The 21,035-nt window shown below is 45.5% G+C and carries 11 protein-coding genes; all 11 read left to right on the forward strand.

The window, feature by feature from the left end; all coding sequences use genetic code 11:
• Positions 1 to 27 precede the first annotated feature (27 nt).
• On the forward strand, positions 28 to 1,539 hold the full coding sequence (locus tag O59_RS07620; RefSeq protein ID WP_007641214.1) for a tryptophan halogenase family protein: 1,512 nt from the start codon (positions 28 to 30) through the stop codon (positions 1,537 to 1,539).
• 12 nt (positions 1,540 to 1,551) lie between these two features.
• Positions 1,552 to 3,009 (forward strand): tryptophan 7-halogenase, encoded by a 1,458-nt coding sequence (locus O59_RS07625; protein WP_007641217.1) that lies wholly within the window; start codon positions 1,552 to 1,554, stop codon positions 3,007 to 3,009.
• A 29-nt stretch (positions 3,010 to 3,038) separates the two neighbouring features.
• Positions 3,039 to 5,066 carry a glycoside hydrolase family 97 protein gene (locus O59_RS07630; RefSeq protein ID WP_007641219.1) on the forward strand — a complete coding sequence of 676 codons (2,028 nt, stop codon included), beginning with the start codon at positions 3,039 to 3,041 and terminating at the stop codon, positions 5,064 to 5,066.
• A 327-nt stretch (positions 5,067 to 5,393) separates the two neighbouring features.
• Positions 5,394 to 6,527, forward strand: a complete 1,134-nt coding sequence (locus O59_RS07635) for an AraC family transcriptional regulator (RefSeq protein WP_157152509.1) — start codon at positions 5,394 to 5,396, stop codon at positions 6,525 to 6,527.
• Positions 6,528 to 6,871: 344 nt separating this feature from the next.
• On the forward strand, positions 6,872 to 8,383 hold the full coding sequence (locus O59_RS07640) for an alpha-L-fucosidase (protein ID WP_081489668.1): 1,512 nt from the start codon (positions 6,872 to 6,874) through the stop codon (positions 8,381 to 8,383).
• Between the two features lie 359 nt (positions 8,384 to 8,742).
• Positions 8,743 to 11,202: an exo-alpha-sialidase gene (locus O59_RS07645; RefSeq protein WP_157152510.1), complete on the forward strand. Its 2,460-nt coding sequence runs from the start codon at positions 8,743 to 8,745 to the stop codon at positions 11,200 to 11,202.
• 59 nt (positions 11,203 to 11,261) lie between these two features.
• The gene (locus tag O59_RS07650) at positions 11,262 to 12,425 is read left to right on the forward strand and encodes a non-reducing end alpha-L-arabinofuranosidase family hydrolase (RefSeq protein ID WP_081489669.1); all 1,164 of its coding nucleotides are present in this window, start codon (positions 11,262 to 11,264) and stop codon (positions 12,423 to 12,425) included.
• 355 nt (positions 12,426 to 12,780) lie between these two features.
• Complete coding sequence (locus O59_RS07660) at positions 12,781 to 15,246, forward strand: dockerin (protein WP_232283051.1); 2,466 nt, start codon at positions 12,781 to 12,783, stop codon at positions 15,244 to 15,246.
• Positions 15,247 to 15,601: 355 nt separating this feature from the next.
• On the forward strand, positions 15,602 to 18,487 hold the full coding sequence (locus O59_RS07665) for a dockerin (RefSeq protein ID WP_232283052.1): 2,886 nt from the start codon (positions 15,602 to 15,604) through the stop codon (positions 18,485 to 18,487).
• A gap of 164 nt (positions 18,488 to 18,651) precedes the next feature.
• Positions 18,652 to 19,950, forward strand: coding sequence for a GDSL-type esterase/lipase family protein (locus O59_RS07670; RefSeq protein WP_040391989.1), 1,299 nt, complete (start codon positions 18,652 to 18,654; stop codon positions 19,948 to 19,950).
• Between the two features lie 75 nt (positions 19,951 to 20,025).
• Positions 20,026 to 20,985 (forward strand): polysaccharide deacetylase family protein, encoded by a 960-nt coding sequence (locus O59_RS07675; RefSeq protein WP_040391707.1) that lies wholly within the window; start codon positions 20,026 to 20,028, stop codon positions 20,983 to 20,985.
• The last annotated feature ends 50 nt before the right edge of the window (positions 20,986 to 21,035 follow it).

The following is a 21,035-nucleotide window of genomic DNA, read 5'->3' on the forward strand; positions in this document are numbered from 1 at the left end:
GCTCCAGTTTTTTCTGGAGCACGAGCGATGCAACAACCTTTTAGAATAATAATTGTGGGCGGCGGTACAGCAGGCTGGATGACAGCGGCTGCTATTTCCTCAGTTTATAAAGATCGATCACGTTTTCAAATAACACTGGTTGAGTCGGAAGAGATTGGCAGTATTGGTGTAGGTGAGGCTACTTTGCCCTCTATAAAAAGCTTCAATGACCAGCTAGGTATTGATGAAGTTGAAATGATGAGGCGCACCCAGGCGACCTTTAAGCTCGGTATTCAATTTAATGATTGGGGCAGGTTAGGGGCTAGTTATATTCACCCATTTGGTTTGTATGGCAGCTTGAAAAACTCTTCGGATTTTTACCAGTATTGGTCTCATGTGGCTTCAAAAAAAACCATCCCCGATATATCAAAGTATTCCTTTGCTGTGCAATTGTGCGAGCGCAACCAGTTTACATTTCCTTCCAAAGATTCGGGCCAGATTGAAAGTACTTTTTCTTATGCTTACCATTTTGATGCCGCGCTCTACGCTGCCTATTTGCGCGAGATAAGTGAACGCGCTGGTGTATTGCGTGTGAATGGCATAGTTGAAGCAATTAACAATGACCCTGATACAGGCAACATTACTGCTGTTTTTCTTCGTGATGGAAAAACGTTGAGTGGCGACTTTTTTATCGATTGCTCGGGTTTTCGTTCCCTGTTATTACATAAAAATCTACAATCCGAATTTGAAGATTGGTCTCATTGGCTCTTGTGCGACAGAGCAGTCGCTATGCAGTCTGAGCAGCCAAAAGACATTCCTCCTTACACTATGTCAACTGCAAAAGAAGCTGGCTGGCAGTGGCGAATCCCTCTACAGCACAGAGCTGGTAATGGTTATGTATATTGTAGCAATCTAATCAGCGATGATCAGGCCCATGATTCTTTGCTTAAAGGGCTTGCTGGAAAACCCTTGACCGATCCTAGATTTATTAAATTCAAAGCGGGGCGGTATAAAAAATCCTGGCAAAAAAATTGTGTTGCTATTGGTTTATCAAGTGGCTTTCTAGAGCCGCTAGAGTCAACCAGTATTTATCTAATACATATAGCGATTATTTGTTTATTGCGTGTCTTTTCCTTCCAGTCAAATAAAAACCTATCTATCTTATCCGATGAATATAATCGGTTGATTGATAATGAGTACGAGCGGATACGGGATTTTCTTATTCTGCATTACCGTTTAAATGATCGCACTGATTCAGAATTGTGGCGGCATTGTCAATCTATGAAAGTGCCAGACAGCCTTATGCAAAAAATGGATTTGTTCAAGCGTCGCGGTTATTCAGAAAGCTTCAAGTATGGCTTATTCAGTACGCCCAGTTGGCTCGCTGTTTTTCACGGTCAAGGACTTTTCCAGCAGGGCGTTGATCCGTTTATCTCATCTATTCCAACAGAAAAGATCGAGCCGATACTCGCAGAGGTTAGCGGTATGATTGATAAAGGGCTGCAGGCTGCTTCAACTCATGAGCATTTCATCAAACAGTACTGTAACGCCGCCACATGACGGGTAATTTTTATGAACGATGGAATTAAAAAAATTGTAATCGTTGGGCGGGACTTGGATGCGTGGATAACAGCCTTTTTCCTTAAGTCTGTACTCGATAAGTCCAGAGACTCATACGAAGTTACTTTAGTGGAGCTAGGGACGCTGTTAACAGAGCATGACATTTTTGCAGTTCTCCCTAGCTACAAAATGTTACACAAAACGCTAGGCGCTAATGAAGATAAATTACGCCAAACCGCAAAAGCTCGCCCTTTTTTTGGTCAGAGATTTACGGGTTGGAACCCGGAATTGCCAGAATTTTTCCATGCCTACGATCGACTGGGTATAAATTTTAATGGTGTAGATTTCTTTCAGTATTGGATGAAAGCTGTTAGCAATGGGCTGAAACTTCCTTTGGAGGATTTTTCTCTGGGGGTTGCGGCTGCCAAGCATGGCCGCTTTGTGGCTAGCACTGGGCAGGCCGACTTCTCTCATCTAGCGTATGGCTACCACCTAAGCGCTATTGAATATGTCAATGCAATCGCCCGGGCGGCGATGGAAGTAGGGGTAAAACGAGAGAATGGAAATATCATAACGATTAATAGAAACAATGATGTGATTCATTCTTTAAGCTTGGATGACGGAATGGTTCTTAAGGCTGATTTTTTTATTGATGCATCAGGTGCGGACGCATTATTGATAAATTCGTTAACGGATAATAATTTTGAAAGTTGGGAACATTGGTTCCTGTGTGATCGAATCATTACTGCATCCAGCGCTCCTTTATCTCCTGCTCCAGCATTTAGTCAGGTCACTGCGTTTTCAAGTGGCTGGTGTGGTCTATATCCGTTAAACAACAGAACGGCCATTCAAACACTCTATTCTTCCCGTCATACAGATTTTTCCGGTGTTGTGGCAGAAATGAAAATGCGTGTAGGTGTGGATATTTCACAGGGAGTCGAGCGACCTATTAAATGCGGCATGCTAAGCCGACCATGGATTGGGAACTGTTTAGCTGTGGGAACTGCTGCAGCAAGTATGGAACCTTTGGATGCACTGCAAGAGCACTCGTTAGTTATAAGTATGGTTATGCTCAAACAGCTATTTCCAAACAGTAACGAATATCAAAATGAAAGGGATGTTTATAACAAAAAAATGCATTCTTTTATAGAGAACTTGAGGGATTTTCAGATTGTTCATTATGCGCTTAATTCCAGGGATGAGTTGTTTTGGACTGCCTGTAAAAACCTTAAATTACCTCATATTTTAAAAGAAAAGATTGATATTTTTAAGTGTTGTGGTTACGCGTCGGTCCGCGAGGATGAAACATTTCAAGAGGAGAATTGGATAAGTGTTTTCAATGGTCATGGGTTAGCTCCCGAGTTTTACAGCCCTTTGGTGGATAATATGAGTGATGATGAAATGATACAAAACTTTCAAAAAATCTTGAGGATGATTAAAGAACGAATTAATTCTTCGCCGTTAGTGTAAACCCGAAATTTACTTTTATGTGAGAAGAAATGATGTTGAAAAAATTATTATTGTTGGTGATATCTACAATTCCTATGTTGGCTTTTGCCGATACCTATAACCTAAGCTCACCTAATGGCAGGATTTCCGTTGCTCTTGAAAATGGCGAAAAAGGGTTAAGCTACAGCGTTAAAGTCGATAATAAGTCCATTATTGAAGATTCTGCCCTTGGGCTGATAATTGATGATGCACCGCTGGGCGGTGCCAAAATGAATTTCCTGGGAGAGACGCGAGGTGAAGTTCGTGACTCGTTTGAATTGTTTGCCGGGCGCGCCAAACAAGTGAAGGATTTCTATAATTCTGGTCTGTTTCAATTTGCTTCTGCGAGCGAGAAAAAATTGAAATTGAATCTGGCTGTAAGGATTTATGACGAGGGCGTTGCTATTCGTTACATACTGCCGAATCAAGCGGGTTTAAAAACATTCACCATCCAAAATGAACTCACTCGTTTTTCATTTGCTGCCGATTACACCTGTTATGGTTTAAATCTGGGTAAGTTTGCAAATAGTCACGAAGGTGAGTTTGATCCAATAAAGTCATCATTTATTCGTGAACACAACCTTTACGATAATCCGTTGGTGTGTAAAACGGGAATAGGGCAAGGTGTTTTTGCGCTGGCGGAATCTGATGTGAGTGATTATCCCGGCAGTTGGTTTATGGGGCGCGGCGATGGCGGTTGGGGAGTTGATATCAAACTGACGCCGCGTTTTGATTCCCGTCCAGATGGACTTGAAAAAGCGGCAGTGCGCGCGACTATGTCTGCTGCTGGTGTGCAGTCACCCTGGCGGGTAATTATGCTTGGCGATACGCCCGGCAGTTTGACTGAATCTTCCTTAATTGCCGCGCTTGGCGCTCCTTCCGAAGTAAAAGACACCAGTTGGATCAAGCCAGGCAAGGTGGCCTGGGATTGGTGGAACGATAATCAGGTGGTGCTTGAAGGTACAGATGTCAAACCGGGAATGAATACCGAAACTTATAAAGCCTATATCGATTTTGCGGCAACTCTCGGGCTTGAATACATTCTTATCGATTCAGGGTGGCATGAAGGCGCCGCTTGGACCAGCTCTCCCGGTGCAGACTTGGTAAAACCCATTCCAGAGATGGATATGCCTGAGATTTTTCGTTATGCCAAAAGTAAAAATGTTGGCGTTTGGCTGTGGGTTCAATGGCAGCAATTGGATTGGCAAATGGAAGAGGCGCTGAGCACTTACAACAAGTGGGGTGTGAAAGGCATTAAAGTGGATTTTATGGATCGTTCAGATCAGGAAATGGTTGCCTATTACCATAAGCTGCTACAAATGACGGCCAAGTACCAAATTATGGTTAATCTGCACGGTGCCTATCCACCCAATGGATTGGTTAGAACCTATCCTCACTTTTTAACGCAGGAAGGTGTAATGGGCGCGGAATACAACAAGTGGAGCGCGCGCGTGACAGCGACACACAACGTTACTCTTCCATTTACTCGAATGATTCTTGGGCCAATTGATTATACGCCGGGCGGATTCCGCCACACCACACCGGAGGAGTTTCCAGCGCTTCGTCGTAATACTTTGCCTTACGTAAAAACAACACGTGGACATGGCTTAGCAATGTTTGTTGTTTATGACAGCCCGTTACAAATGTTGGCAGATTCGCCAATTACCTATAGCAAGACGGATGGCAAATGGCCGCAACCTGAAAACGAGTGGGCTGATGGTTTGGAATTCATAAAGGATGTACCCGTAACTTGGGATGAAACCAAAATTATTCAGGGGGATATTGGGCAATACATTATTTCTGCTCGTCGGAAAGGAAGTGATTGGTATATAGGTGCCATGACTAACGAGATGGAGCGCAATGTGAGAGTGCCGCTGGACTTTCTGGGGGAAGGACTTTACACAGCAGTCATTTGGGAGGATGGAAAGAACCCCTCGTCAGTTGTTAAAAAACAGGTAAATGCGCGTTCGCATAAACACAGCCTTAAATTGTCCTTGGCTCCTTCAGGAGGAGCGGTAGTTCAACTGAAAAAGCAGTAGCTTCTCTACCTCGCCACAACCGTAACTATTGATACGGTTGTGGCTTATTTTTAGGGTTATTCGCATCTTTTCATTCCCAACCTATAATTACTTTGATCCTGAATCGGGATTGAAGGCACGGTCTTTGATGAAACGGGTTGGGTTTAGATTGGTTTAGATTAGTATATTTTTCTATATGCCAATTTGGCTTGTGCGGGTTTTCATATAATATAAAATTATAAACCTGTTCTGGATCGCCGATTCCCGGTTTTTCATCTATGAATAATATTAATAAAAGTATAGGCGGCGCTTGTTTTCTACTTCACAAGCTTCTCGTAGAGGTGAAACTTGGCAAGTAATAAGTGGTTACAATCAAAAATCTTATCTTTTTATGTTGTTTTGCTATTGGTCAGCGTGATCGGATTCTTTATTTGTTATCAATATTCATACTCAACGTTAACAATTTTTCCGGAAAAAAACTCTCCGTATAAATGGTCATTAACCTCATGGAATGATGAGTATTCAGTGATTTCACACGAGAAGAATTCCTCGTCGTTGATTGCAAATTTCAAATTATCCAAAAAATCCCAGTGGTTTGGCGCGGGCATTGCTATCAACTTTGACCAAAATGTTGGTCGCGTCGTAGATTTTTCAGAATTTACAAAAGCGCGAGTGTTATTAAAGTGCTCTCCATCAAATACTTTGTATTTTGGTCTATCGATGGAGGATGAAAAAGTTACCGAGAAAGGAATCCCGCTAACCTACAGAAATGCAGGTGCGCATATAAATTGCGATAGTGAATGGAGTGAAGTTGAAATTAACCTCGACTCGCTGGAGGTTCAAGTATGGTGGTTGCATAGGTTTGGTTTTAAGGCATCTGAAAAAGCCTATGACTTGAGGAAAGTCATTCGAATTTACCTTGAGGCAGCTTATGAGAGTCCTGTGGATATAGAATCCAATCTTTATGTTTCAGGGATATCTTTTGTCGGCAGAAAAGAGGGGATATTACTAAATTTTACTTTAGTCATGCTTGCAATATGGGTGCTGAGTGGCGCTTGGATCATAAGATCACAATTAAAGCCCAAACCGCTGGAACAGGAAATCTCACCGCAGTTGCAATATGAACCACTTGATTTTAATCCGGCAAGAGAGCGTGATAAACAAGCGATTTTTGAATACATCGCGAAAAATTTTGCTAACCCGGAGATTGATATTGAGTCTGTTACCAAGGCGGCAGGAGTAAGTCGCACCAAAGTAAATGATATTTTGAAGGCGGAATATGGAACTACTTTTACCAATCACATTAACAAACTGAGGTTGGTTGAGGCATCAAGGTTACTGGCTGAAAAACCGGATGCACACATCACTGAAATTGCCTATTTAGTCGGTTTTAAAAATATCTCGTATTTCAATAAGCTATTTAAAGAGCAGTTTGGTTCAACCCCTAAAGAAGTCAGGGGAAAAGCTGCGAAAGAAAATTAGCTGCATTGTTTATATTCTGATCTCCTTATCTTTCATCGTCTGGCCTACCTCTGTAGGCCGTGACGGTTATAAACTCCCTCCATTATTTATCCAGTAATAGACGTAAGCCATCGACACAAAAAATATTTTGTTGATTAACGTATGTTTTGTCTTTTTTTAATAACAATAGATCTAATAAAAATAACAAAATAAAATTTTTCAAAAAAATTCTGCTGTTTTCGTTTAAATTTTAATATTAATTGCATTAAAGTCGGCGATTGATTCGATGATTGCGTCATTCGCTGTGCAGCAGCAGATGATTCCTATTAGCCGTTTGTATCGCCGTTTGTAGTTTGGGGTTTTCCATGAAAAATAGATTAATAACCACCTTGGCATTAGTTTCCACGGTTCTTTGTACATCAACGAGTGTCGCTAATGACCATAAACTTCCTTCTGCTGTGGCATTTACGCCTGACACTCTGGAGAAATATGAAACGCCGTTATGGTTTAAAGATGCCAAGCTGGGTATTTGGTCGCATTGGGGGCCTCAGGCGGTTCCTCGGATTGGTGATTGGTATGCACGCTTTATGTATGTCCCCGGTACGCCTCAGTACGACCATCATGTTAAAAATTACGGCCACCCATCCAAGGTTGGCTACAAAGACATAATTCCGCTCTGGAAAGCCGAGAAATTTGAACCCGATGCTTTGATGAAGCTTTATAAAGAAGCTGGCGCAAAATATTTTGTCAGCATGGCGGTGCATCACGACAATTTTGATTTATGGAACTCCAAACACCACAAATGGAATTCGGTGAATATGGGTCCTAAACGGGACATAGTGGGTGACTGGAAAAAGGCGGCAAAAAAACAGGGCTTGCATTTTGGTGTGTCAGAGCACTTGGGTGCCAGCTACAGTTGGTTTGCGCCTAGCCACGGTTACGATCAATTCTGGCCTTTGAATGGTGTAGGTTATGACGGCGAGAACCCTGAGTACGCTGATTTGTACCACTCTGGTAAAGACAAGCCTTATCGCGATTCCAGAACCTGGTATACCGATAATCCTGAATCACAAAAGAACTGGCTGTTAAGGGTTACCGATCTTATTGATCAATATAATCCGGATTTGCTCTATACCGACGGGGGAATTCCTTTCGGTGAAGTAGGGCGCTCGCTTGTCGCCGATTATTATAATAAAAACATAAAAAAGAACGGTGGTCGCTTGGAGGCTGTCTACAACCATAAAAATATAGGCTCGGGAGAATTTATTTTAAAAGCCGGCGTTCAGGATATAGAGCGTGGTGTTATGGAAGGAATTAGTCCCTATCCATGGCAGACAGATACCTCGAATGGAGATTGGTACTACAACGATAATCATGGCTACAAGAGCAGTGCCCAAGTCATCCATATGCTCACAGATATCGTTAGTAAAAACGGAAACTTGTTGCTCAATATTGTTCAGTATCCGGATGGAAGTTTGCCGCCTGAATCGCAACTTTTACTCAAAGAAATGGCGGCTTGGATTAAGGTTAACGGTGAGGCAATTTATGCAACCAGGCCTTGGAAGATCTACGGTGAAGGGCCAACAGCTGCCGCTGCTGGGCATTTTAAAGAGGAAGATAACTATACGGCCCAAGATATTCGTTTTACCACCAAAAACAATGTGCTTTATGCAACCACTCTTGCAGAACCTTCTGGACAAATAAAAATCCTTTCTTTGGGCACGAGCAGCAAACTACTGGATAAGAAAATTAAGGATGTTCGCATGCTTGGGTACAATAAGAAGCTTGAGTGGCGTCAGGAGAGTGATCATTTATTGGTAATCCTGCCAGAAAAATTACCTACGCCTTTTGGATCAAGCTTAAAAATAAGCTTTTAAAAATTTGCGTAAATCCGAATATTAACAATAACCCCTATGTTTGACTGTTTGGGCCTGCCGGAAATATCCAGTAGGCCATTTTTTTAGTAACAAGTTTTAGAAAAATTCTAATAATAATTTTTAGTTGTAGTTATTTTTACTTGTTTTTAATTCCGGTTGGTTTCAGTGAGGTAGCATCCTAATGTCGTTTACTGCGTAAGCGACTGGAACGATTTTCTCCCCTTCGCAGGGAAGCTGTTTTATCAGGTGTAGTTCGGATAGGTATCTATGATTTTGCTTGCTGACTACATCTGCTTTTTCTTCTGGATGTTCTGTATTTCCAAAAACGATTTGCGTTACTGAATCCAAGGATACTAATAATGAAAATGCTACAGCGACTAGTCTCTTCAATATCGATATTGGCCATCTGCACTTTTATCGCCTACAGTCACGCCGATAACTATCAGTGGGATGCGGTTTCTATGGGCGGTGGTGGCTTTGTCAATGCCGTAATTCCCAGTAAAACAGAGCAGGGCTTGTTTTACGCGCGTACCGATGTAGGTGGCGCTTATCGTTGGGATAAAACCCAATCGCGTTGGATAGCTTTAACAGATTGGGTTTCGCAAGATCAGGTTGGCTACCTTGGTGTTGAATCCCTTGCACTGGACCCTAAGGACTCCGCGAAGCTCTATATGCTCGTGGGTATTTCCTATTTTAATGGCGGCAAGTCCGCGATATTAAAATCCAATGATTATGGAAATACTTTTCAAGTTATTGATATCTCCAACCAATTCAAGGCCCATGGAAATGGAATGGGAAGGCAAACCGGCGAAAAATTGGTTGTCGATCCTATTGATAGCAACATCCTTTATACCGGTACTCGTTGGAATGGTTTATTTAAATCTACTGATGCGGGCATTAACTGGTCCAGGTTAAGTGGCTTGAACCTTACTACTACGCCTAATGAGAACGGGATCAGTTTTGTTGTGCTGGACAGTTCCACTGAGCAAGGTAGTGCAGCAAAAAATATATTTGTTGGTGTTTCCCGCTTCCCTTCAGTGGGTGCTAATTTTTACCGTTCCACCGATGCAGGCCAAACATTCACTGCCATCAGTGGAGGCCCCGCCGGGTTGATGCCTCAGCGTGCCATTTTTGATAAGCGCGGGGACTTGTTAATTACCTATGCTAATGGTGCAGGCCCCCATGGGAACAATTCCCAGCCTGAACCTATGGATCAGGGGCAAGTTTGGAAATATTCTCCGGCCGCGAATACCTGGACCAATATCACACCTGCGAATTTCTCCCGCGCGTTTGGTGGCATCACGGTAGATCCAAATGATGCTGACCGCATTATCGTTTCCAGTTGTAATACCTATATGTTCCAGTATGAAATGGATGGCCGTAGCGCTTGGGGCGATCAAATATTTTCTACTCGCGATGGTGGGAAAAATTGGACGAATTTAATTACCAATGGGGTCTCACTCGACACCCAAGGTGTTGATTGGGTTGCTGGCCATTCTATTCACTGGGCGGGCTCCTTGGAGTTTGATCCGTTTGATACTAAAAATGTTTATGTCACCTCGGGCAACGGTATTTTTAAAGCGCAGGATGTTGATGCATCACCAATTGTCTGGTCGTTTTGGGTGAAAGGTATTGAGGAAACTGTGCCGCTGGATTTGGTAAGCATAACTGGTGGCCCAGCGGTTTCGGTGATTGGTGATTACGATGGTTTTGTCCACACCGATGTAGCCCAGTATGCGCCGATTCATAAGCCTGGCATGGGAACTTCATCCAGTATTACTTTTGCATTTAATGATCCACGCTTAATGGTTCGTGTGGGGAATTCTTTGTATTACTCCACCGATACGGCTGCAACCTGGACCCAAATAAATTTTTCAAACGGTATTCGCGGTCACGCCACACTCACTGCCGATGGCGAAACCCTGATTTATAGCCCGGGATCTACGACGGATAACAAGGAAATATTATCGAGTTATTACACTAAAGATTGGGGGCAAACCTGGACTGCGGTTCAAGGCTTATCTATGACTCACGCCAGAGTTGTTGCAGATACTGTCAACAGTCAAAAACTCTATGCACTCAATGGCAATAAAATGATGGTCAGCATGAATGCTGGTGTATCGTTCCAGCAAATGGGAACCCTACCATCGTCAAACGGTTCCAAAATTATTCGGGCGGTTCCCGGCATTGAGGGCGGCGTGTGGGTAGCGCTGGGAAATAATGGATTGGCGAAGTCTTCAGATTCTGGTGCTAATTTCACAATCGTTAACGGTGTCAGTGCTGCGCAGGCAGTCGGTTTTGGAAAGGCTGTTCAGGGTAATAATTTTCCCGCGATTTATATTTGGGGAACTATTAATAACGTTTCCGGCATATTCCGCTCCATTGATGGAGGAACCAGTTGGTTGAGAATTAATGATTCAACTCACCAATTTGGTGGCCCCGGCAATGGTAATTTTATACTGGGCGATATGAATACCTTTGGTACTGTGTACATGAGCACAGCGGGCAGGGGAATTATTTATGGAAAATTGGTAACCGATGGTTCTAATGATAATTCAAGCTCTTCATCGGTAGACATCAGCAGCAGTTCGTCCTCCAGCGTGGACGCGACCAGTTCATCCAGCGCTGTTTCGAGCCTTGCTGAGACAAGTTCATCCAGCTCTGCAGCGAGTACTCCTCTCAGCTCTTCCAGCTCGTCATCTCATTCAAGTACCGCTCCTGCGTCTACATCAAAATCGGGCGGGGGTTCCGTTGGTATATATTTTCTAATACTCCTTTTTACTTTTTTTGTTTCAAGAGTTTTCTTGTTAAAACAATAATTATTGAGGTCGTAGTAAATATTGGCTTCTCATTTAAATCATGGGGAGCCTTATTTTATATGTTGTTAAGTGAGAGATATCTAGTGAATATTAAACATTCATTTCCAAAAAAATCCTTGTCTAGTTATTGTTCTTTTATTAAGCCGAGTGCCTGTGTACTCATATCAATAGCCTCATTTTTAAGTGGGTGCGGGGAAGGTGGGGGCGCCAGTTTTACAAGTTCCTCAAGCTCTTTAAGTTCAGGAGCGGTTGGCACTGTATCGAGCAATGCGACGGGTAAATCTTCCTCCAGTGTCTCCAGCCAGTCTCTTACAGCAAACTGTGATTTACCAAGTGAGTTTTCCTGGGTTTCTTCCGGGCCCTTGATTCAGCCCCAGTCCGCTGACCATATTTCCATTAAAGATCCAACCATCGTTTTTTACGATAACAAATACCATGTTTTTGCTACGGTGTTTGATATCAGTCGCAAAGGTTGGGGTTCGGTTTATTTGAATTTTAACGATTTTTCCAACGCTGGCTCTGCTACGCAAATATCGCTGGAAGATAAACCTACCGGCAATGCTGTTGCCCCGCAGGTATTCTTCTTTCGTCCTCACAACAAGTGGTACCTCATTTATCAATGGGGCGCCAAATATTCTACTAATACAGATATAAGCAATCCGGACACGTGGACAACTCCACAACCGCTATTGGCTAACGGCTTGAATATCGGTTTGGATTACTGGGTGATTTGTGATAAGGCCGATTGCCATTTATTTTTCTCTGGCGATGATGGCAATCTCTATCGCTCAAAAACATCTATCGATAATTTCCCTAATTTCTCTGGCTATGAAATTGTCATGTCAGACGAGGTGGGAAAATTATTCGAGGCAAGCAATGTTTATAAGGTAGAAGGCAAAGACCTTTATTTGCTGTTGGTAGAGGCCTACGGCCCTCGTTACTTTAGATCTTGGACGGCAACCAGTTTGGATGGCCCATGGACTCCCTTGGCGGATAGCCAATCAGCTCCTTTTGCCGGCGAGGCTAACGTGAGTTTTGAAGGGGAGAAGTGGACCAGAGATATCAGTCATGGCGAAATGATTCGCTCCGGTTACGACGAAACACTCACGATTAATCCTTGCAATATGCAATTTCTTTATCAGGGTGTAGATCCAAACTCCAACGTGAGCTACACGGATTTGCCTTATCGCTTGGGTTTAATCAAGCAAACTGGTAACCGCTAGGCAACCGCACGGCCCTCTAAAAGAGTCTTTTACCGGGAGGAGTTTATAACGCAAGTCCTCCTGGTAATTAGCCCCTCACAGTCAGTTAACAAGCCTTTCAACTAACAAAACTTCTAAAAAAAATAACAAGAATTTGTTAGTGCTATTAAATCATCCTGCTTGAGATACCTAAGCCGCCTTTCTTTTCTAAATCATATTGATTCGCCGTGGATGGCCCCAGCCGCATTCTCGTTGTGGGTTTGTGTGTGCGCGCATGAATACAACTAATGCAATGGAAGGTTTATGTCGTGATAACACGCCTAAGTGTTCAGTGCACTTCAGATGTTTACAAATAACCAATAATGAATGGTGTTTTATGATTCAAACAAAATTAAGCCTGTATTTGTGCCTGGCCATGTCAGGTGGAATGCTGATTGGATGTGGTGGCGGTTCGTCAGGCTCTTCCCAAACCAGTGCCCCTTCTGTATCGAGTTCATCCGTGTCCAGCTTGCCTGCATCCAGTTCGTCTGTATCCAGTAGTTCAGCGGTGGTGTCCTCTGCAAGCTCAAGCAGCTTAATGACCGCCTCAAGTGAGAGCAGCGCTTCGAGCCTTTCAAGCAGTGCGTCAAGCTCCGAGGATGCCGGATGGACCAACGTGAAATACGGTGGTGGTGGTTATGTTCCCGGTTTGGTATTTCATCCAACCACGCCTGACCTTCTTTATGCACGTACCGATATTGGCGGTTCCTATCGTTGGGATGCAGCGGCAGCCATTTGGGCACCGCTGACCGACGGTTTTGGGATAAGGGATAGTTCCCATCAGGGCGCAGAGAGTATTGCGCTGGATCCAACCGATGACAGACGTGTGTACATGACCACGGGTGTGACTGTGAGCCTGTTTGATCTTGGGCGTTTGTATATTTCTACGGATCGCGGCGATAACTGGCAGCGGGTAGATCTGCCATTTCCTGTGGGATCTAATAACAGGGGCCGGGCAATTGGCGAGCGCCTGATGGTTGACCCTAATAACCCAGCCATTCTGTTCTACGGTTCTCGCACCGCCGGTTTGTGGAAGAGTTCTGATCGTGGCCAAAACTGGCAGCAAGTGCAGTCCTTAGCCTCGCTGAAAATGAACCAATCCCAGATTGACAACAATTCCGGCGGCACCCCAATTGGTGTGCAGCAAGTCATTTTTGATACAGCCACTAGCGGAAGCGGTAGTGCGACCCAAACCATTTATACCGCCGTCGCTCCGGATTATGTCGCCCTGGCTGGCTTGAGCCACAGTGTGTACAAATCAACCGACGGCGGCGCAACCTGGACTGTTGTAAACACTCCTGTGCAGGGTTACCACATTCCCCATTGGGTGCGCGCCCAGGATGGGATGATGTACGTGGTCTTTACCAAAACTACCGGCCCAGGTGCAGAAGGGCCTGCGACGCTTTACAAATTTGATGGTACTAACTGGACCCCGCTCAAAAGCTATGAAAAAACCGAATGGACCAGCTTTGGTATAGGCGGTGTGGCAGTTTCTGGTAGTGGTTCGTCCACCCGAATCGTGTTGGGTATTACCAATTCCTGGGGTGATTGGGAAGGTAAGCCAACCGTACAAATCTCCGATGACGCGGGCCTGAATTGGCGCGAAATTGGCTCAATGACGCCGCGCATTCCTGCGACTGGTTCATTTACCGGCTGGCTAGACGATATAGAGATTAACCCGGGTAACCCCGAACACGTTCTGGTGGTTCATGGAGGTGGTGTATGGGAAACCAAAAATGCCTCTGCAACCAAACCTACCTGGAGTGAAATGGTCAATGGCATTGAAGAGACGGCCACTCTATCACTCATGGCCCCACCTTCAGGTGCTTCCTATAGTTTGTTGAACAGCTCCGGGGATATAGGTGCACATGTTCATACCGATTTGTCGACCAAGCCTACTCGTAGTACAGGTCACGTTTTTGCTAACGGTATCGCTACTGATATGGCGTGGGATACGCCTTCCTACATTGCGACAATCGGTAGTGCCCACTGGGGTGGCGAAAACAAAGGGGCACTTTATTCCACGGATTCGGGTGCGACCTGGACCGCCTTTCCATCGCTTCATCCGAAAGGGCTGACTAATCAAGCCGATTTTTCCAGCTTGGCCGTCTTGAAAGCCAACCATGTGATCTGGGCACCCAATAATTCAGTTCCTGCTTATACAACTAACAACGGTGCAAGTTGGACAAATTCAAACTTGCCGGCCTTGCCGGATGGTTGGGGCCGCAGCTATCGCCTTGCGGCTGATCGCAAAAATTCAAACAAGGTCTATGCCTATGATTCCGGTGGCGGTTGGTGGGGGCCTACACCCAAGTTCTTCACCTCAACCGATGGTGGTAGCACGTTTACTGTTAGCAGTCAGTTCACCAGCCTTACTGCTCGCCCCGAGTTTTTTGGTTCGGCTTCCATGGCGGTCAATCCATATGTTGAAGGTGATGTGTGGCTGGTGGATGGACACAGTATTTATCACTCGCTCGACTCGGGTGTTACCTGGACCAAGCTCAACGCTGCGGCATCCGTCTGGGGTTCCAATACCAATTCACCGGAAGTGTTTGGCGCAACTTCCATTGCATTGGGTAAAGCACCTGCTGGTTCAGCTTACTCGGCATGGATTTATCTAGTGGGTGTGATTGATGGCGTCTGGGGGCTGCATCGTTCCGAGGATGGCGGCAACACTTGGACACGTATCAACGACGACAAGCACCAGTATGCCGGTATGGGTAACTTGGCGGCGGATCACAATGTGGTTGGGCGTGTGTTTTTCAGCGGCAATGGCCGCGGCATCTTTTCACTGACTAAATAAATGGTCCCTACCTGTGTTCACTTTTGTGGTGGACACAGGTAGGGATTTTTATTGGTACATCTTGTTTTTGTAAAAAAGATTTAACTATTTTTCCCTTCATAAACTAAGAAAAAATTAAATTTTTATTGCTATGAAAAAATGTTGGTACTTATTTTCTATTTATTGCTAATGAACAGGCGAAATTCCGGGTTAACTTCAAAATGCCTGCATCTATTTCTAATAAAGACATCAGGCGTATCACCATGAGCCCTGGGAAACGCGGTCGGCGTGAATAAGAGTTTTTGCAGAAAAATAACAATAACTGTACCTCTCCAACTCATGGATATTAATCCCACTACACCTTTTCGGAGGCTACATGCGGTTCATTTCCAAACTTTTGATTAATAAGCTTGCCATTAACAAGCGTTCCATCAGCAATTTGTCTTTTTTATTTGTTTTTTTCACATCAATACCTGTCGCTTTCGCCCAGAGTAATTGTGGGACTGGTGGCGGTACTACGGTTTGCCTTTCTGCGACTGGATCAACGAGCAGTATTGATCTCTCCTGGACGGTAAGCGGATCTCTTAGTCGCATTGAATTGTATCGGGATACCGACAGTAATCCGGCGGGCCGCACCAGAATTGCAGTTCCTGCCACGTCGGCCCGGAGTTATTCTGATACAGCAGCAGTTACCGGAACCCAGTACTGGTATTGGGTTAAATTTAACGCTACTGGCGGCCAATATAATTCTGGCGCAGCGACAGCAACTCGTTTGGCTGCTGTCAGTTGTCCAACACCCAGTGTCGTTCCTTATGTGCAAGTGGGGGGAACCTGGAGCCAAACCGGTTCTGCGACTGTGGCATCCGGGACCTCGATTGGTTTGGGGCCTCAACCTATCGCGGGTGGTAATTGGGCAACGGGAACCTGGAGTTGGAGCGGCTGCGGTACCAGCGGCAGCTCACGTGAGCAGTACTTTGCGCCATCTGCAAGCTGTACCGCCTCTGCAGTATTCACCGATACCTGTGGCCAAACGGCCAGCTACAATTTTGCAATCAACACCACCGCCAAATGGACCAATGTGAAATACGGTGGTGGTGGTTATGTTCCCGGTTTGGTATTTCATCCAACTACGCCTGATCTTCTCTATGCACGTACCGATATCGGCGGCTCCTATCGTTGGGATGCAGCGGCAGCCATTTGGGCACCGCTGACCGACGGTTTTGGTGTAAGAGATGGCTCTCATCAAGGCGCGGAAAGTATCGCGTTAGACCCAACCGATGATCGTCGTGTGTACATGACTACCGGCGTCACCGTGAACTTATCTGACCTTGGGCGTTTGTATATTTCTACGGATCGCGGCGATAACTGGCAGTACATCACTCTGCCTTTCCCCGTGGGTTCCAACAATAGAGGGCGCGCAATTGGTGAGCGCTTGATGGTTGACCCCAATAACCCGGCGATCCTGTTCTACGGCTCGCGCACTGCCGGTTTGTGGAAGAGTTCAGATCGCGGCCAAAACTGGCAGCAAGTGCAGTCTTTAGCCTCGCTACAGATGAACCAGTCCCAAATTGACAACAATTCCGGCGGCACTCCGATTGGTGTACAGCAAGTTATTTTTGATACCGGCACCACCGGCAGCGGCAGTGCAACCCAAACCATCTATACCGCCGTTGCGCCTGACTATGCTGCCCTGGCTGGCTTGAGTCACAGCGTTTACAAGTCAACCAATGGTGGCGCAAGTTGGACTGGCATAAATACTCCCTTACAGGGCTATCACATTCCGCACTGGGTACGCGCCCAAGACGGCATGATGTACGTGGTCTTTACCAAAACCACCGGCCCGGGTGCAGACGGCCCAGCGACACTTTATAAATTCGACGGAACCAACTGGACCCCACTCAGGAGTTATACGCAGACCGAATGGACCAACTATGGCATAGGTGGTGTTGCGGTTTCTGGCACAGGTTCATCTACCCGAATTGTGCTGGGCATCACCAATTCCTGGGGCGATTGGGAGGGTAAACCAACAGTACAAATCTCCGATGACGCAGGCATTAACTGGCGTGAGATTGGCTCGGCTACGCCACGTATACCCGCTAATGAGGGCTTTACTGGCTGGCTGGACGACATTGAGATTAACCCATTCAACTCCGAACACATTCTGGTTGTACACGGCGGCGGCGTATGGGAAACCAAAAATGCTTCCGCAACCAAACCTACCTGGAATGAAAAGGTTAACGGCATCGAAGAGGTTGCTACCCTGGCACTTATGACACCACCGCCCGGTGCGTCTTACAGCTTGTTGAATAGCTCCGGCGACGTAGGCACCCTGGTTCATACTGACTTCTCCGTTAAACCAACCCGCAATACAGGTTCAAACTTCAAGAATGGTCTTGCTACTGATATGGCATGGGAAAACCCCTCTTACATAGCCACTATCGGCAGCGCCCATTGGGGTGGTGCGAATCCCGGCGCGTTTTATTCCACTGATTCAGGCGCGACCTGGAATACCTTCCCAACGCTTCATCCCCAAGGTCTGACTAACCAACAGGATTTTTCCAGCCTGGCGGTGATGAAAGCCAACCATGTGATCTGGGCGCCCAGCAATTCAGTGCCTGCCTATACCACCAATAACGGCGCCAGCTGGACTTACTCCAACCTGCCAGCCCTGCCAGAGGGATGGGGTCGCAGTTATCGTGTCGTGGCAGATCGCAAAAACTCCAACAAGGTGTATGCCTATGATTCCGGTGGCGGTTGGTGGGGGCCTGCACCCAAGTTCTTCACCTCAACCGATGGCGGCAGCACGTTCACTGCCAGCAGCCAGTTCGCCAGCCTCAATGCGCGCCCTGAGTTTTTTGGTTATGCGTCGATGGCCGTGAACCCGAATGCAGAAGGTCATATCTGGTTGGTGGATGGCCACAGCATTTTCCGTTCAGTCGACTCAGGTATTACCTGGACCAAACTCAACGCCGCTGCCTCAATCTGGGGCTCCAATACCAATTCGCCGGATGTCTATGGCGCAACGTCTATCGCTCTGGGTAAAGCACCAGCCGGTGCGTCTTACTCAGCGTGGATTTATGTGATTGGTGTAATTGATGGTGTCTGGGGCCTGCATCGCTCCGAGGATGGCGGCAATACCTGGACGCGTATCAATGACGACAAACACCAGTATGCCGGTATGGGTAACTTGGCGGCGGATCACAATGTGGTTGGTCGGGTGTTCTTCAGCGGTAATGGCCGCGGCATCTTTTTCACTAACTAAATAAATGGTTCCTGCCTGCGTTCACTTTTGTAGTGACACGGGCAGGCTTTTTATAAACGGTAATCTCGAGTTTTACCCTGTGTTATCAACCAAAAGGAGCGTCACAGTTATTTATGCAATACCTTTATCAGAAAAAAAACAGCAAACAACACAATAAACAACACATGAAAAATATCAAACAGTTAGGCAGTGCTTTTTTATTCGCCAGCTTCGCGTTATCAATGAGTGCAAACGCGGCGGACGTTATATCCATTTACAAAGATAAGCCGCTTAAAGATTCGCAAATATTTCTAGAGAGCTCAGGCCAGCAACTGAAATTTAATGGCACTAATTTGGTTACGCCAAAAGGTGATGTCCAGTTACAAACCAGCAGTAAAAAAAAGGCGTCTGATACCCTGAGATTTAGCTGGAAGGATACCTGGTACTCCAGCATGACATTGGAAGCGGCTGCGCCTTTGAATTTGGCGGGAATGATGCAAACCGGCGTATTGGCGCTGGATGTGAAAATCGATGAGCTCGATAAAGGCGGTATTTCCTTTAAAATGAAATGCAAATCCGATAACTGTAATCGCGTGGTGCCTTTCACCATGGCGGCGCGAGAGTTGCGCGGTAAAGGTTGGAGCAAAGCTTACGTTCCCTTGAATTGTTTTGTGCAAGAGCAAGACGACTTTAGCGCAACGACTACCCCTTTTGCCTTGGACGTGGGCGGGCAGGGCGGTGTATCTATTGCGAATGTGGAGTTGCTCGCCAACGCACCTAAAAATGTTTCTTTGCTTGAATGCCCTGATTACAAAACTGCTTCGACTACCCCTGACATGTTGAATGAGTGGTGGTCTATTGACTGGTGGTTGCCACGTCACGAGCAAAAACGAATGGAAGCCAAAACCATTGCTGAAAAAGGCGGAAAAATAGATTTATTATTTATTGGTGACTCCATTACTCAAGGTTGGGAGGGCGATGGTGCACCCGTGTGGCAAAAAAATTATGCCAACAGAAATGCCTTTGCCATTGGCTTTGGTGGCGACCGCACAGAAAATGTATTGTGGCGCTTACAGCACGGCGCGGTTGAAAACATGTCGCCCAAGGTGGTTGTGTTGATGATTGGCACCAACAACACCGGCCATCGCTATGAAAACCCCATCTACACTGCAGCAGGTATTAAAAAAATACTGGAGGAACTGCAAGCACGTCTGCCTAATTCCAAAGTGCTGATGCTGGCCATTTTCCCCCGTGATGAACAGCCCAACGGCGGTTTACGCCTAATTAACAAAGGTGTGAATGCGATTATTAAAGATTACGCCGATAACAAGCGGGTGTTTTTTACAGACATTAATTCCGTTTTCTTAACCAATGAGGGCGTGCTGCCAAAAGAAATTATGCCTGACCTGCTGCACCCCAATGAAAAAGGTTACAGCCTCTGGGCGGAAGCCTTGGAGCCACATTTACAGAAGCTGATGAAATAGTGGTTACAGCGGCGCCCTTGGGCGCCGTTTTTCTGTTGTAAAAAAGATATCTATAGCGTTCGAGAGGGAGTAGTTATGAATGAGGCTTATTGTATTAATTTAGCAAGAATGTCTGCAATTTACGTAAAAATAATCTTTCAGATTGTATTCATGGGGATCTTAGCGGCAACTTCACTTTGTCACGCTAAAGAGTTAGCCATCACCTTTGATGATGCTCCTACGCCAGATTCGGCTTTAATGAGTGGTAATGAGCGCACCCAGAAAATAATTGCCGCTTTGCAAAAGGCAAAAGTACCGGATGCTCTGTTTTTTGTGCAGGCCGACAGATTAAATAAATCCACCCAGATGCGTTTGGATCAATATGCGGCAGCCGGATTTCACATAGCAAACCATAGTTACAGCCACCAATCAGCCAGTGCGTTAGGGAAAAAAAATTATATTGCTGATGCCAAGAGCGCCCACTTGCTGCTCAAAAACCAAAATAATTTTTTACCTTTTCACCGCTTTCCCTATTTGGATTGCGGTAAGGATAAATCCTCCATTCTTGCAATTCGGGATTCTTTATCGGAGCTTGGCTATAAAGACGGTTATATAACTATCGCCAACTACGACTGGCACATCAGCAACCTACTTGCGAAGGCGGCGGAAAATAAAAAGAATATCAATTATGAAAATGCCAAAAAGTTTTACGTGGATACCTTGTTCAGCGCTATTGAGTTCTACGACGAAGTTGCCCGAAAAGCGTTAGGGAAGTCACCAAAGCATGTATTGTTATTGCACGAGAATGACGCAGCGGCTTTGTTTTTGGGAGATTTAATTGCGCATTTGCGAAGTAAGGGGTGGAAAATTATTTCACCGCAAAAAGCCTATGAAGATCCTATTTCTCGCGATCTAAGCAATATTTCCTACCATCATCAAAATAGAGTGGCAGCCATAGCACGGCGATCAGGTATTCCTGAGGATAAGTTGTACCATGTATCGGAGAATGTTGATTATTTGGATAAGGCTTTTGTCGAGGCAGGTGTTGTTTATTAATCGTGTAAAGGGGGAGTGCTTTTTCTTACTTTAGTCTTACCTTAGTCAAT

Origin of the sequence: Cellvibrio sp. BR, from assembly GCF_000263355.1 — a bacterium.
Lineage (GTDB): Bacteria > Pseudomonadota > Gammaproteobacteria > Pseudomonadales > Cellvibrionaceae > Cellvibrio.